This is a genomic window from Psychrobacter sp. bablab_jr014 (genome assembly GCF_016464015.1).
In the GTDB taxonomy this organism is placed as follows: domain Bacteria; phylum Pseudomonadota; class Gammaproteobacteria; order Pseudomonadales; family Moraxellaceae; genus Psychrobacter.
In genome coordinates this window covers 79,680-93,741 of record NZ_JACDXT010000049.1, presented here as the reverse complement: position 1 = coordinate 93,741, position 14,062 = coordinate 79,680, and the positions used below count along the sequence as shown (strand labels likewise).

At 49.8% G+C, this 14,062-nt stretch carries 12 protein-coding genes; 4 read left to right on the top strand and 8 right to left on the bottom strand.

Features of this window, described 5'->3' with window-relative positions:
• Positions 1–561 precede the first annotated feature (561 nt).
• From JIE71_RS11250 to JIE71_RS11240, 3 genes are all read left to right on the top strand, one after another.
• Positions 562–2,247, top strand: a complete 1,686-nt coding sequence (locus JIE71_RS11250) for a carbon starvation protein A (protein ID WP_199508805.1) — start codon at positions 562–564, stop codon at positions 2,245–2,247.
• A gap of 129 nt (positions 2,248–2,376) precedes the next feature.
• Positions 2,377–2,664, top strand: a complete 288-nt coding sequence (locus tag JIE71_RS11245; protein WP_199508804.1) for a cory-CC-star protein — start codon at positions 2,377–2,379, stop codon at positions 2,662–2,664.
• Between the two features lie 83 nt (positions 2,665–2,747).
• The gene (locus tag JIE71_RS11240; RefSeq protein ID WP_199508803.1) at positions 2,748–3,767 is read left to right on the top strand and encodes an ArsA family ATPase; all 1,020 of its coding nucleotides are present in this window, start codon (positions 2,748–2,750) and stop codon (positions 3,765–3,767) included.
• A gap of 37 nt (positions 3,768–3,804) precedes the next feature.
• Here the strand turns inward: JIE71_RS11240 and JIE71_RS11235 are convergent, their stop codons facing one another.
• Entirely contained in the window at positions 3,805–5,439 is a 1,635-nt protein-coding gene (locus tag JIE71_RS11235; protein ID WP_199508802.1) for a DUF3482 domain-containing protein, read from the bottom strand.
• A gap of 78 nt (positions 5,440–5,517) precedes the next feature.
• Positions 5,518–6,864 (bottom strand): DUF2868 domain-containing protein, encoded by a 1,347-nt coding sequence (locus JIE71_RS11230; protein WP_199508801.1) that lies wholly within the window; start codon positions 6,862–6,864, stop codon positions 5,518–5,520.
• Positions 6,865–7,092: 228 nt separating this feature from the next.
• Here JIE71_RS11230 and JIE71_RS11225 point away from each other — a divergent pair, with 228 nt between their 5' ends.
• On the top strand, positions 7,093–7,878 hold the full coding sequence (locus JIE71_RS11225) for an SDR family oxidoreductase (protein ID WP_199508800.1): 786 nt from the start codon (positions 7,093–7,095) through the stop codon (positions 7,876–7,878).
• Between the two features lie 43 nt (positions 7,879–7,921).
• Here JIE71_RS11225 and JIE71_RS11220 read toward each other — a convergent pair whose 3' ends face one another.
• The 6 genes from JIE71_RS11220 to prpF all read right to left on the bottom strand — a co-directional run bounded on the left by JIE71_RS11220 (position 7,922) and on the right by prpF (position 14,023).
• Positions 7,922–8,443, bottom strand: a complete 522-nt coding sequence (locus JIE71_RS11220; protein ID WP_199508799.1) for a hypothetical protein — start codon at positions 8,441–8,443, stop codon at positions 7,922–7,924.
• 169 nt (positions 8,444–8,612) lie between these two features.
• The gene (locus JIE71_RS11215) at positions 8,613–9,038 is read right to left on the bottom strand and encodes a VOC family protein (RefSeq protein WP_199508798.1); all 426 of its coding nucleotides are present in this window, start codon (positions 9,036–9,038) and stop codon (positions 8,613–8,615) included.
• A 151-nt stretch (positions 9,039–9,189) separates the two neighbouring features.
• The gene (locus JIE71_RS11210) at positions 9,190–10,053 is read right to left on the bottom strand and encodes a LysR family transcriptional regulator (protein ID WP_199508797.1); all 864 of its coding nucleotides are present in this window, start codon (positions 10,051–10,053) and stop codon (positions 9,190–9,192) included.
• 142 nt (positions 10,054–10,195) lie between these two features.
• Positions 10,196–10,780, bottom strand: a complete 585-nt coding sequence (locus JIE71_RS11205; protein WP_199508796.1) for a GNAT family N-acetyltransferase — start codon at positions 10,778–10,780, stop codon at positions 10,196–10,198.
• Positions 10,781–10,879: 99 nt separating this feature from the next.
• Complete coding sequence (locus JIE71_RS11200; protein ID WP_199508795.1) at positions 10,880–12,760, bottom strand: ABC transporter ATP-binding protein; 1,881 nt, start codon at positions 12,758–12,760, stop codon at positions 10,880–10,882.
• Between the two features lie 75 nt (positions 12,761–12,835).
• A complete protein-coding gene (gene prpF / locus JIE71_RS11195) occupies positions 12,836–14,023 on the bottom strand; it encodes a 2-methylaconitate cis-trans isomerase PrpF (RefSeq protein WP_228284662.1) in 1,188 nt (395 codons plus the stop codon).
• Between the last annotated feature and the right edge of the window lie 39 nt (positions 14,024–14,062).

Below are 14,062 nucleotides of genomic sequence, written 5' to 3'. Positions count from 1 at the left end.
CATCCTTGAATGATGCATTTGCTGGCGTTGTTCGTATATTTTACCTGTCGTCTGTCTGAATCACTATACCGTTTCTCTTAATATTCATCAGCATATAATTAGTAGAAATACTGAAAGTATACCCGTCAGTGGGCAAATTTTGTCTATGGTTAGCGTTACATTGTTCAATAAATCAGATACACTGAGGCAGGGATTCATTTTTGCCGATTTCTCTATCAGTAGCTGCAGGTTGGCTACTGTTTTTTTGACTGCTTTTTTTGCTGTTTATTCTATGGTGTGTCTTCAATTCAAAAATCTATGCCTAAATGAAGACATGCCCTAATTTTTATCAAAAATAATAACGCAGTAATCAGTCATGACACACGACAATCATTTCATCATGACCTGTGTAAGGTTTTAAATAACACAGGTGCTGTCACTTTAGGCACATGGACGCACAATAATAACAAGGCAACATCAAAACCAAGCCTGATATTGAACCTACCTACCTTGCCAGCATCTGTATAAAAACAAGTAAGACAAGACGGGTGTATATGCTCGGCTTATCTAAGGAGAGATAAGATGAACAGTGCCATTGTATTATTATTTGGCGTCGCTGCAATGCTTTGTGGCTATATTTTTTATTCCAAATTTATCGCGACCAAGATTTTGGCGCTAGACAACAGCCGTCCCACGCCAGCCCATACTATGAAGGACGGCGTTGATTATGTACCGACCAATAAATATGTCTTGTGGGGACATCATTTTACTTCGGTTGCAGGCGCAGCGCCTATTATCGGCCCTGCGATTGCGGTGATTTGGGGCTGGGTACCTGCCGTGCTTTGGGTAGTATTTGGGACGATTTTCATGGCAGGCGTGCATGATATGTCTGCTGTGTGGGCGAGTATGCGTAACCGTGGACAGTCGATTGGCTCTATCGCAGGTACTGTCATGGGATCGCGCGTGCGCAGTCTGATGATGGTGGTGATATTCTTGCTGCTGCTCATGGTCAACGCGGTATTCGGTGTGGCGATTGCCAATATGATGATTAAGACGCCATCGGCCGTGCTGCCTGTGTGGGGCGCGCTGGTTGTTGCCTTTATTATCGGTCAGTGTATCTACCGCTACAAAATGAGTCTGCCTATCGTGTCTATCGTAGGCGTGGTGGCGCTATACACGCTCATTTATTTGGGGCCTATGTTCCCAATCGTGTTGCCTGAGACGGTGATGGGTCTGCCTGACACGGCAGTATGGATTATTATCCTATTTGTGTATGCGGCGATTGCGTCACTACTGCCTGTATGGATGCTGCTCCAGCCGCGCGATTATATAAATGGCTTACAGCTGTTCGTGGGCTTGATTTTGTTGTATGCGGCAATCTTTATTGCCACGCCCGACATCGTCGCGCCAACTGTCAATACCAACTTGCCAGCAGATACGCCGTCCATTTTGCCATTACTGTTCGTGACCATTGCCTGTGGTGCGATTTCAGGCTTCCATGGCTTGGTAGCGACAGGTACAACCTCAAAGCAGATTGATAAAGAAGAAGACACACGTTTTGTGGGTTATTTCGGCGCACTGGGCGAAGGTCTGTTGGCACTCGGTGCTATCTTGGCAGCGACCGCAGGTTTTGCAAGCCTAGGCGACTGGCAAGCGGTGTATCAAAAATTCGGTGACGGCTCTATCGGCGCGTTTATCGACGGTGGTGCCACCATCTTAAACCAAGGTGTGGGCATTGAGATGGTGCTGTCACAAACCATGCTGACGGTTATGGCGGCGCTGTTTGCGGGTACGACGATGGATACAGGCGTGCGTTTGCAGCGTTATATTTTCCAAGAATTCGGTGAGTTTTATAATCTGCCTATTCTGAAAAAAGGCGTGGTGGCGACTTTGCTGGCGGTAGGTACGTGTTTGTTACTCGCATTCGGTGCAGGTGGTATTGATGGCGCAGGCGGTATGATCATCTGGCCACTCTTTGGTACGACCAACCAGCTGATGGCGGCACTGACCTTAATGATTGTGACGGTCATTTTGCTGCGTAAAGGCAAACCCGTATGGTATACCTTAGCGCCGCTGTCGTTTTTGCTGGTGATGACTGTCTTTGCGCTACTGTTACAGCTCAAGACTTTTTACACCGATGGCAACTGGCTACTCATCATCATGGATATCATTATTATGATTGCCACTGTATTGGTGACCTTTGAGAGCTTGTCGGTACTGCGCCGCGAGTGGTCAGAGCACAAAGGTAAAGCCACGGATGATGTATAACACCTAATAGCGGCAACACACAAAAACGCTGGCACCTGCTGGCGTTTTTTTTGGTCTGCGTTATGATGGTTTGATAGCTCTATAATGTTAAGCTAAGAAAAAATTAAATGATTAAAAAGGAATACCACGATGAACGAGCCAATTGAGACGGACACCAATATACCGCCATTGTGGCGGCGATTTTTGGCGGGACTGAATGAATTTTATCACGCACCATATCGTCAGACGATGGCACGCGCGGCACGTGATGAAGAAGATTTTTTTATGCTGATGATGTTTGCTGAAAGCCTAGGCATCGATAATCCCGCAAGCTTTTATACCCTTGAGTTGCAGCCGCTGTTTTTAGAAAACTTTCACGATTGGCACACGCGTATGGGTATGGAAAAATGCCCCTTTGACCATGTGGGCTGCTGCTAGCTGTTACTAAATGGGCTCTACCTGAGTGAAGCCAATAACAACCCAATAATCATAAAAACGACATATAAGCAGAGACAAACCTTATGGCAATTCAGCCTTTAAGTAACCTTAAGAAAACCGTCAACCATAAACCCATTATCTTTGTTGGTGGTAAGGGCGGGGTGGGCAAGACCACAACCGCCGCCGCACTCGCCAGCCAATTTGCAGCAGCGGAGCAAAAAACGCTAATTATCTCCACCGACCCCGCACACAGCTTAGGTGATGTTTTGGAAACGCAGTTAAGTAATGAAAAAACGGCCATCACGCCACATTTGGACGCGATTGAGCTCAATCCCGATATAATTGTCGAGCAGCATTTTGCGCAAGTGGAGCGCACCATCACCGCTTACGCCAATCCTGACATGCTGCCCAAAATCCGTGAGCATTTGCGCTTGTCCAAATCCGCACCAGGGGCGCAAGAAGCAGCGATGCTCGAATCCATGTGTCAGCACTTAGTGAGTGCCACCGATGAAGGCTACGCGCATATCATTTTTGACACCGCGCCGACGGGACACACGCTGCGGCTGCTGGTACTGCCTGAGATGATGGGCGCGTGGACGGATGGACTGCTCGCGCAGCAGCGCCGCCAAGCCAAATTGCGCTCGGTCAGTAATCATTTGCAGACCAGTAGCAATAAGGCGGCAGAAAACTTCGGTAAAAATGCGCTGGAGAACCCTTTCACCGCGAACAAACCCGACCGCTGGGCACAGGCAGTAGAAGTATTAGAAAAAAGAAAACGGCTGTTTCGTCAGGCGGGGACGCTGCTGCACGATAATCAGCAAACCGCCATCGTGCTGGTCATGACCGCCGATGTACTGCCACTTGCTGAAACCAAGCGCGCTGTCAAGCAGCTTGAGAACAACAAACTGACCCCGACCGCAATCGTCGTCAATCAGCTGATACGTGACCAGCAGCAAGATAGCTTTTGGCAAGAGCGCGCAAAACGGCAAGGCAAACTATTAGCAGAGATAGAAAGCAGCTTTATTCAATATCCTGTCTATCCTATTTATCTACAGCAAAGCGATGTGCGTGGGACAGAGGCACTTGGGGCATTATTGACGTAGTTGTTATTAGCGTAAATGTTTACTGATTTAACTCGCATTATTCCTGCATATAGACCGCATCGTCATCACTTTTGCGCTCAAGGCGGCGCGACAGTGACCATGCGGCATCAAGGCGCAGTTGCTTGGCTTGCTCGGATTTACCACTGTTAAACGACGACCATTGCGGTTTGCTACGCGCTTTTTTTAGCTCGCTTGGCAGCTTTTGTGCTGACCACGGTGCGCTGGTAGCAACGTCATCAGCGTCTACCTTATTTTGGTACAGCATTTGCGTGCTGTCCGCTGCCGCATGCCCGCGATGGCGCAGCGCGTATAACAAATCAACCGCCCGTGTCGCCAGCAAGGTCAAAGTGGCGGGGTCGATATACAAGCGCTTAACGCCCGATATGCGGTCGCTAATGCTGCTGGTATTCGATAGCAATCCGCCCGCGATACCACCGATAGCCGCGCCCAAGCCTAACGTTGTACCGAGCGCCGCTGCATCAATACCCAATCCCAATAACGCGCCAGCCGCCGCCCCTGAGGTGGTGCGGATACCGTAGCTTTTAAGCAATTCGGGGTCAAAGGGGTCTTGCTGATAGGCGGTCAGCTCAAGCGGCGTATCGGCAACGTCATTGTCATAAAAGCGGTATAAATTTAATAACTCGTGCTGCATGCCGCGCTCACTTTGGCGCACGGCATCTTGCATTTGCGTGAGTACGGGCAGCGGGTCGTCATCCTCGTGTATCTCACGCTCAAATGCGGCAACGTCCAATAAAAAGTCGGCAATGATGATGTTGGCTTCGTCATACATCTGTAGCCACTCTTGGCGGCGCTGCTGGGTCAGGCGCGTCAGCATATCGCTGTGCGTGAGCATGGTGGCAAGATTCTGCCAGAGGCGCATCTCATCGTTAAACTCAAACGCCACCGAGTCAAAGCGGGTGGAGATGTGCAAACCGCGACGTGCCAGCATGGTCTGCCATTCGCCAATATTGCTGTCTTGACTGTCAATAAAGTTAAACACAGGCATCACGGGAATTGCCGACCATGACAAGATGGTCAGCTCGTCTTTATATTTGCCCAAAATCGGCTCACGCGCATCGACCACGTACACCGCCATGTCGCTGGCGAGCAGTTGGCGAATGACTTTGGCTTCTTGGCTAAAGTCCTCATCACTGCCGCTATTGGCATCGGCGGCGGCAGACTGCAAAAAATGCTGCAAACGCTCGATACCATCGCGGCGGCTGGCGGTGTGCGCCTCGAGCCAATCCATCACGCCCGAGGCATCTTCTAAACCTGGAGTGTCGTATAGAGTCACGAGCGTCTCACCACTTTGGCTGTCGGTTAGCTTTGCGCGCTCAACGTGGCGTGTGGTGGCGGCGGCGTTTTTGACCTCACCAAAATACACATCACGCAACAAGGTACGCAAAATGGAGGTCTTGCCCGTATTGGTATGCCCAACGACCGCGAGCTTTAATGGCTCGTCTTGGGCGGTGGTTTTACGCGGTTGGCTGGCTGCTTGACTGTCATCATACTGACTGTTTGGTTTTTCTAAATTGGGCGCGGTCGCCGTCACGTCCGTTTGCGATGTAGGTACGGCATTAGCGTTTTGTGTCGGCGTATCGCTCGCAAATGCCTTTTCTGCAAATAGGCTGCGGCTTGGCTTATTATGAGTGTCGTTATTATTTTCAGTCATAGCGTCTGTCTTTTGTCTTTGTAGTATTAAAGGGTGTATTTTTAATTTAAAAGGTCTTTTTAGCAGTTAATTAGCCGCTTAGCTCACCGATTGCACCAGCCCAATACCGCGCTCTGCCAATGCCGCTTGCCATTGGCTAAGGCGCTCGGTATGACTCGGCGTCATCTCAACATCACCGAGCAATTGCACGACCAGCCCATGCTTTGCCGCCGCTGCGATGTTATCGAGCTTGCGCAATGTGCCACGGTCGGGCAGCGCTTGGCTATAGATGCCGAGCAGCACTTGCACAGGGTGCGCCTCTAGGTAGTGATACAGGCGCGCCATATCGTCGCGGTCATTGACTTGCCCAAAGTTTTGGATATCGGCATCGCTGTCATTCATCGCATCCAGACCTGCCAGCCACCATGTGTCTTCGGTATGATATTCAAACAATACCGCGAGCTTTTGCCCTTGGCTTGGCTGTGCCACAGGCGCGACAGGGGCGGGCGCTTCGGTAAAATCATCGGCGTCCACGACGCGGCGCTGCCAAAACTTGAGGATTTTTTGATAATAGGGCTGATTGATATCCACGCGCATCTGTCTGCGGCGAAACATCAGCGCACAAAATGCCCACGCTATCGCGCGCGGCACGATACCATACATAAGCAAGCTGCCAATCAATAGGCTTGCCCACTCGCGGGCGGCAGATAACGGCAGCTCAGTGACAAGGCGGCTTTGGCGAATCGTCTCGGCATCAGGCACATTAAAGCCCACAAGGCTTGGGAGCGCGCCAAGCCACTGCGTCAACACAGTCAGCGCGTTATCGGAGAGGAGCGTCGACTCCCAGCTAAAGCTATACTGACGCACAATCAGCAAAAAGATGATGGCAAACAGCATCCCCGTCAAGGTCGCCAGCCACAGCTGATGGCTAAAGCGTCCGATATACCAGCGCATGCCCTGATGCTCCAACTGGCGCTCGTACAGCTCGGTCGCCGCCAGCGTCACATCATCGCGCCCGCGCAAGAGATAGCTTGGGTTAATCAGTGCAGTAATGCCGACCGACTTGGCATCGCGGCGCTTCATCAGCGTCAACACCAGCCAGCCCACCAGCATTAAAGTATGAAACCCGAGCAAACACACGAGCACATAGAAAAAATTGACCACATTGCTTTGCAGCAGCGCAAACAATCCCAAAAATCCAGACACGCACCACAGCGCACTCATCACTAGCATCACGCCCTTGATGCGCGTATCAATCTTGGTCAGTATCCGCATCAGCGCGCCATCACTGTCGATGCGCGCCGCACGGCGTTGCAACTTATGCAGGGGCGTACCCGTCTCGTCTTGCATCTGCTCGGTGACCAACAGCGGGTCGGTGGCAAACAGATGATTTTTGGCCTCGAGGCGGCGTACCAGTTCGGTCAGTTGGTCCTGAGCTGAGAGCATGCGGCGTGTGTGTCCATAACAGTAAGAGAAAATTTAAGGATACAGAAAAATACGGCAAAAGCATAACGCACTATTGTAGCCAAATCGGCGTGGCACTCGGGCGGCACAAGGCGGGTAACAATAAACCTCTGTATGCCATCGGCACAAGCTTTTATGCTAATTCCATCACGACTAATAACAAGTTAAGCAATAAAAATAAAAGCAAACAACACTATAAGGGCGCAAAGCATGGAGCAACAGACAAATAAGACGTATCTCATCATCGGCGGGACAGGCGGTATCGGGCAAGCAATGCTGCGCCAACTGGCAAGGCATCAGCATGGCAATGAGAAGAAGACCAATGAGCGAAGCACAAATAGCGCCACACTTATCGCCACCTATCACAAGCGCCCGCCACCTGACATGCCGCAGGTGATGTGGGTGAAAATGGATTTGACCGATGAAGACAGTATTAAAAACGCGGTAGAGACGATAAAAACCAAAACCACGCACATTGACTGGGTGGTTAACTGTATTGGACTGCTACACGACGGCGAGCAGCAGCCTGAAAAGTCATTGCGCCAGCTGTCACCTGACTTTTTTGTGCAAAATATGCAGGTCAACGCGCTCGCCAGCCTACTGCTCGCCAAACATATCAGACCGCTACTGCAAAAGGCAACGCGCACCGAAGACACGCCCGCTATTTTTGCGGTGTTATCAGCGCGTGTCGGCAGCATCAGTGACAATCAGTTGGGCGGCTGGTACAGCTACCGTATGAGTAAGGCAGCGCTGAATATGGGCATGAAAAACGTCAGTATTGAATGGGCGCGCTCGTTGCCCAATACCTGCGTGGTGGTGATGCAGCCAGGTACGGTGGACACCACGCTGTCCGAGCCGTTTCAAGGTAATGTCGCGGAGGATAAGCTGTTTTCGCCAGACTATAGCGCTGAGCAGCTGCTAAGCGTACTCGCCACCATGCAGGCGGCGGACAGTGGCAGCTTTGCCGATTGGGCAGGGGAGAAAATTGCGTGGTGATGGGTAACACATGAAAAAGGGAAAAATTAAGCTATTGCTGTCATTAAATGCCGCTACCACACAAGATACTGTGCTCTTGTCTGTCAAAAATCAGTTCTGTATAGCCAATATCTTGTGTTAAGTAGCCTTTAAAGTTGTTGTTTAGTACCTCTAGTAAGACGCCATCAGCGGTATAGCCTTTTTTATCCGTAGCGGGCAGCTTAAATTGTGGGCGCAGCTTTAAAAATGTATTGTCCTTAAAAAATACCTTTTGATGTCCCCATTCATACCCCTGAAAGTCTTCTATCTTGACAATCGGGTAGCCGAAAGCGGTCGCGTCTTTAAAATAATACGTCGTGGTTGTTGAATTACCTTCGCTGTCTGTGTAAGGGTGCATAAACACCACTTCTTTACGCAGAAGGGCGTCGCCTATGTCTGTAAACGCATTTTCATCATCAAAAGACACGTACCCAGCGCACCCCGACATCATTGGCTGTAGATAAGCGCTTAAATCGATACTTGCCTGCGCGCTCACCATGTGCGCGATGAATAACACACCCGCGCCAATCTTATAAAAACCATTCATAAACGCCCCTTAACGCTTTTTAAATAATAAACTTAAGTCTAAATATAAAACGTATTATAGGCCTTTTTATTAAAAGGCACAGCCTATAAACATTTTTTTTAAACAATAGCGCATTTTTTATTATTCTGTTGGCGGGGCTTTACTTACATTATCAATAACTTTAAAAATGCTATTTAGCGAACAGTTGGCTCATATCTTTAAAGGCTTTAAATTCTAAGGCATTGCCACAAGGATCTAAAAAGAACATTGTCGCTTGTTCGCCAACCTCGCCTTTAAATCTAACATACGGCTCGATAACAAAATCTATGTCGTTGTCTTTTAATCTGTTTGCCAGTTCTTCCCATTGTGCCCAAGGCAACACCACACCAAAATGCGGGGCAGGCACGTCGTGTCCATCAACGACATTGGTATGCGCGCGCTCTTGAGACGGCGTTTTAGGGTGCTCGTGTATGACGACCTGATGACCATAAAAGTCAAAATCGACCCATTGTGTGCTGGCGCGACCCTCTTCTAAGTTGAGCACATCCCGATAAAACGAGCGTGCCGCATCAATATCATAGACGGGTATAGCGAGGTGAAAAGGTGATAAACCCATAATATCCTCTTAATTTTTTAGAATCAGTGAAATTATGATAGCGAAAGACCATGCACAAGAAAAACGCAATAAATCTACTCTCAGCCCTAATTATTTATGGTCTGGCAAGTAGGTGTCACGCTACGGTAGTTTTGATTAATCGTTTTTATAGCTATAAGGCGAGTACTTCTTTTAAGGCAGCTATCTTTGGCTGCTCGCGATCACTGTAACGATAAGCAAGTACGATATCCCTTCTTATATCCTCGCTGTTTAGGTGCTGCACGGTGACTAAAGCTTCATGTTTAATCCAGAATCCAGCGTAAGGAATGATGGCGATGCCGAGGTTGGATTCGACCATCGTGGCAATCGCATCAAGATCATCTAATTCCATGAGCGTGTTGACATGCATCCCTTGCTGCTTAAGAAATTTATTGATTTGCATACCTGCTGAGGACTTGAGGCTGTATTGTATAAACGGGTAGCTTTCGAGCATTTTGTGAAAGTTATAAGACGCCCATTTTTTAGGACTGATGAGCACGTACGGCTCACTCATAACGAGGTCGATGCAGATCGTTTTTGGCAGCTCGAACGCTGGGCGTACTATTATGGCGGCATCAACCTCCTCTGCCTCTAGCTGGGCAATCAGCTCTATAGAGCGTCCAGGGATGACTTCTGTTTGCATGGAAGGCGCTAAAACCTGAATGGATTTTAAAATCTTAGGCAGGATACCGACCTGTACAGAACCAATAGCGCCCATTTTCAGCTGACCATGATAGTTGGCGATATCGGTCTCTGACGGCAGTTGCATTGAGCTATACAGCTGTAGAATTTCTTTAGCAATCGGTAGTATACGCTTGCCCTGTGCGTTTAGGCTGATGGTTCTGGCGTAGCGATCAAAGACAGGAAACCCTAAAGACTTCTCTAAGGTTTTAATCTGCGAGCTGATGGCTGATTGCGTCAAATTGGCTTTGCGCGCTACGGCGGTAAAGCTGTCAAGCTCGCAGACCGCCACAAAGGTTTTGATTTCCTTAATCATTTTCTGTCCCTATGTTTTAAAAAGAGCATTATTTTATAGCAATGAATAACACTCCTTTTAGACAATAGCAAACATGACTCAATGTATAGTAGTATCAATGACCGTCAGCGTTTAGCGCTCGGCGCTCGGCTAGTAAACACATCTACACCATCAAATACACCACACCCGCCACAAACAACACGCTCATGACCAGCAGCAATATCTGTAAGATAACGGTACTTTTGGTGGTTTCGCCTTTGACTTTCGGCGGTTTGGGTTTTTTGAGGTGCAATACCATTAAGATGTGCTCGATATTGTCTTCCAAAAAGCGCTCGCCAACGGGTTCAAAGCCCAATGAGCTATAAAAATCTATCAAATACGTCTGCGCGGCGATGACAATCGGCTTTTTGCCGTATTTTTTGCGGCAGTGCTTGATGGCGGTATTCATAATCTGCTGGGCAATCGCCTTGCCGCGATACTCAGGCAGCACCAGCACGCGCCCGATGGCGGCTTTGGCAATGTCGTCTTGGGTGTATAAGGTATTGACCTTGGGCGGAATGATGCGGCAATAGCCGACCAGCGCGTCGTTTTCGTGCGCGACCAGATGCAGACAGTCAAAGTCCAGCTCGTCCATGTCTTGATACGGGCATTGCTGCTCGACCACGAACACTTGCGAGCGCGCCTTTAGGATGTGGTATACGTCGACGCCTGTGAGGTCGTCAAAGGTCTTGATAGAATAGGTGGTCATACGTCACTCATCGTCTTTATTACGGTAGGCGTAGCACGGACAGCACAGAAAGCATAGCTACGCCAATATTGCCGCGCATTATAACGTGTTTATTGTGATTTATCCTTGTAGCGTGCGGCTGATTTTATCCAAGTTTAGGCTGTCCGACATGGCGGAGAATATCTCGAAATACTTGCCGCGCTTGGAATACAGCGTCTCGTGCGTGCCTGTCTCGACCACACGCCCGTTTTCAATCACCACCAAGTCATCGGCGTCAATAATCTGCGCGATATTGTGCGAGACAATGATGACAGTGCGGTCTTTTTTAATCAAATCAAGGCTCTTTTTGACTTGCTGGCTGGCGATGGCGTCAAGACTCGCGGTCGGCTCATCTAAAAACACGATGGGCGGGTCTTTTAAAAACATACGTGCCAGCGCAATCCGCTGTTGCTGTCCGCCCGATAGCGACTTGGCATCGCTGTCGTAGCCGTCGGGCAGGGCGATGATTTGGTCATGTATCGAGGCTTTTTTGGCGGCGCTGATGACGGCATCGGTATCCGCGTCCATATTGCCGTAGCGGATGTTGTCGTTAATCGTGCCTGAAAAGATATGATTGCTTTGCAGCACCAGCCCGATTTTTTGTCGCAGGGCTTGGGTGTCGTAATCCTCAAGTGCGCGGCCGTCTAAATAAATCGCGCCCGAATCTGGCTCATAAAACTTAACCAGCAGATTAATAATGGTACTTTTGCCCGCGCCGCTTAGACCGACAAGCGCGGTAATGCGGTTCGGCTTAATGCTAAAGCTGACGTCATTAAGCGCCTTGGTGCCGTTTGGATAGGTAAAGTTGACGTTTTTGAGCTCAATATCGCCGTGTAAATGGTCGCTTTTGATACCGTCGGTGCGCTCAATCTGCGCGTCATCTTCTAAAATATCAAAAAACCCTTCGGCGTAGGTTAAGGCATTGTTGATTTGGTCATAAATGCGGTGCATCTGGCGAATGGGGGCGGCGACGTTTTGAAACAGCATGACATGAAACAAAATCATGCCAATGGTCATCTCGCCTTGCAGCACAAAATAGGCGGTAAGTAGGATAATCGCCACCACACCAATTTGTTCAATAAAGGTTTTTACCGCGTCGTAAATAAAAGCAAGGCTGCGGATGCGTAGCTGATTGTCAGTCATCTCCTTTTGAATATCAAAGTGCCTTTGCGCCTCAATCGGCTCGCGCACAAAGGATTTGACCACGGTAATGGCGTTGATTAAAGAAATCACCAGCCCACTTTTGGTCTCGCGAAAGCCGCGCATCTGTCTGCGGTAGCCTTGTAAGCGGTTGGCTTGTTTTTGGCTGATAAAAAAGTAAATCGGTACGATAATCAGCCCAACCATGCCCACCCAAAAGTTGGCGCTAAACATGATAATAAGCGACACGATGGCACTGGCAAACAGTGGCAGCATATCAATAAAGAAGTTTTGTACCAAGCTGGTCAGACTGCTGACGCCCAAATCAATGCGCGTTTGCAACTTACCACTGTCATTTTCACTGCTGGTATAAAACGCCATGCGGTAGGTCAAAATACGCTCGACCACGCGCTGTGATAAATCGCGGGACAGATTAATGCGGATACGCTCACCAAAGTACCGCTGCCCAAATGACACAAAAATCGCCAGCACTTCTTTCACCAGCAAAATCGCACTGATAATACCGAGCATGCGCACGCCTGCCTGCCACGGCTCAGCAAGGGTAGCAATCTCGGTTAAGGTATCGACGGCATAGCGCAGTACAAAGGCATTGACCTGCGCGGTGAATGAGCCAAGCACCGTCAGTATTAAGGTTAAGACAATCAGTCCTTTATACGGCGCGGCAAAGATGGCGAGCTTTTTTAGAATGTCCCATAAAAGCGCCCGCCGCTCTTTTTTTGGGACAGGCGGTTTTTTGGGGCGATTGTTTTTATTGTCTTGTTGGTTTTCTTTTTTTAGGATAACGGGGTCAGATATGGGCATAAGCGTTCAGTAGTAACAGGCATGAGCCGTTATGATAGCGCGTTTTAGTGGCGGCGTTGGTTGCTGGCGCGTATCTTAAAAACTATCCGTAGGCACAAACACGTGCCCCACCATAATACGCCGTGCGCTGCGGCTCATGCTGACTTTGGCGACTTGCCAGCGCCCATCGACCTGCTCGGTCTGACCGCCGACCAAGAGCGTACCCGAAGGATGACCAAAGCGCACCTCAGACAAGCTACCGCCGCCAGCCGCCTCGTTGACCAGCGTGCCTGTGGTGGTCGCCGCCGCTGCGATGGCGACCGCTGCCGTGCCCATCATGGCGTGGTGCAGCTGCCCCATACTCATCGCGCGTACCAATAGGTCGATGTCATTGGTCGTGACCTGCTTGCCACTCGACGCGTTGTACGCCTTTGGCGCGGCGACCCACGCCAGCTTTGGCGTATGCTGGCGCGTCTCGGCGTCACTTGGGTCACTAAACAAGCCCATCGCCACCCCCGCATGGGCGCGGATACGCTCAAGGCGTGCCAATAATGCGCTGTCGCTGTTCACGTCCGCCTGTAGCTCGGTGGCGGTCAAGCCCAAATCCTCGGCGCGCAAAAACACGGTCGGAATGCCTGCATTAATAAAGGTGACGGGAAAGCTGCCAATCTCAGGTACGCTCAAGGTATCGGTAAGATTGCCCGTCGGGAACATATTGCTGCCTTCAGGCGCGGGGCTGATAAAGTCCACTTGGATTCGGGCGGCGGGAAAGGGCGCACCATCTAAGATAAAATCACCCGTCTCTTGCACTTGTCCTGCCACAATGGGCACGTGCGCAATCAAGGTTTTGCCGATGTTTTCTTGCCAAATACGCACCGTACAGATGCCGTCCGTTGGGATACGCTCGGGCGCGACCAACCCCATATGAATGGCGCACGCACCGACCGCCGCGCTTAGATTGCCACAATTACCACTCCAATCAATCATGGGCTTGGTGATATTGACCTGCCCAAACAGATAATTGACATCGTGTGCGCTGTCAGGGGCGGGGGATAGGATGACCGCCTTTGAGGTGCTGGAGCTGCCATTGCCGAGACCGTCGATTTGCTTGCCATACGGGTCAGGACTGCCGACCACACGTAAAAGAAAATTGTCCCGTGCCTCGCCAGCGACTTGGCAACGCCTGGGCAAGTCAGCCAGGTTAAAAAACGTGCCCTTTGACGTGCCGCCGCGCATATAAATGGCGGGGATGGATAGTTGTGGGGCTGGCATGGTTTGGGGCATGGTAAATTCCTTTTAATTATTTTTATGATAAGACAATCG

Bases quoted from the DNA above. Each gene is read 5' to 3' on its own strand.
- JIE71_RS11250 (WP_199508805.1), top strand. From the start codon at position 562: ATGAACAGTGCCATTGTATTATTATTTGGCGTCGCTGCAATGCTTTGT.
- JIE71_RS11245 (WP_199508804.1), top strand. From the start codon at position 2,377: ATGAACGAGCCAATTGAGACGGACACCAATATACCGCCATTGTGGCGG.
- JIE71_RS11240 (WP_199508803.1), top strand. From the start codon at position 2,748: ATGGCAATTCAGCCTTTAAGTAACCTTAAGAAAACCGTCAACCATAAA.
- JIE71_RS11235 (WP_199508802.1), bottom strand. From the start codon at position 5,439: ATGACTGAAAATAATAACGACACTCATAATAAGCCAAGCCGCAGCCTA.
- JIE71_RS11230 (WP_199508801.1), bottom strand. From the start codon at position 6,864: ATGCTCTCAGCTCAGGACCAACTGACCGAACTGGTACGCCGCCTCGAG.
- JIE71_RS11225 (WP_199508800.1), top strand. From the start codon at position 7,093: ATGGAGCAACAGACAAATAAGACGTATCTCATCATCGGCGGGACAGGC.
- JIE71_RS11220 (WP_199508799.1), bottom strand. From the start codon at position 8,443: ATGAATGGTTTTTATAAGATTGGCGCGGGTGTGTTATTCATCGCGCAC.
- JIE71_RS11215 (WP_199508798.1), bottom strand. From the start codon at position 9,038: ATGGGTTTATCACCTTTTCACCTCGCTATACCCGTCTATGATATTGAT.
- JIE71_RS11210 (WP_199508797.1), bottom strand. From the start codon at position 10,053: ATGATTAAGGAAATCAAAACCTTTGTGGCGGTCTGCGAGCTTGACAGC.
- JIE71_RS11205 (WP_199508796.1), bottom strand. From the start codon at position 10,780: ATGACCACCTATTCTATCAAGACCTTTGACGACCTCACAGGCGTCGAC.
- JIE71_RS11200 (WP_199508795.1), bottom strand. From the start codon at position 12,760: ATGCCCATATCTGACCCCGTTATCCTAAAAAAAGAAAACCAACAAGAC.
- prpF (WP_228284662.1), bottom strand. From the start codon at position 14,023: ATGCCCCAAACCATGCCAGCCCCACAACTATCCATCCCCGCCATTTAT.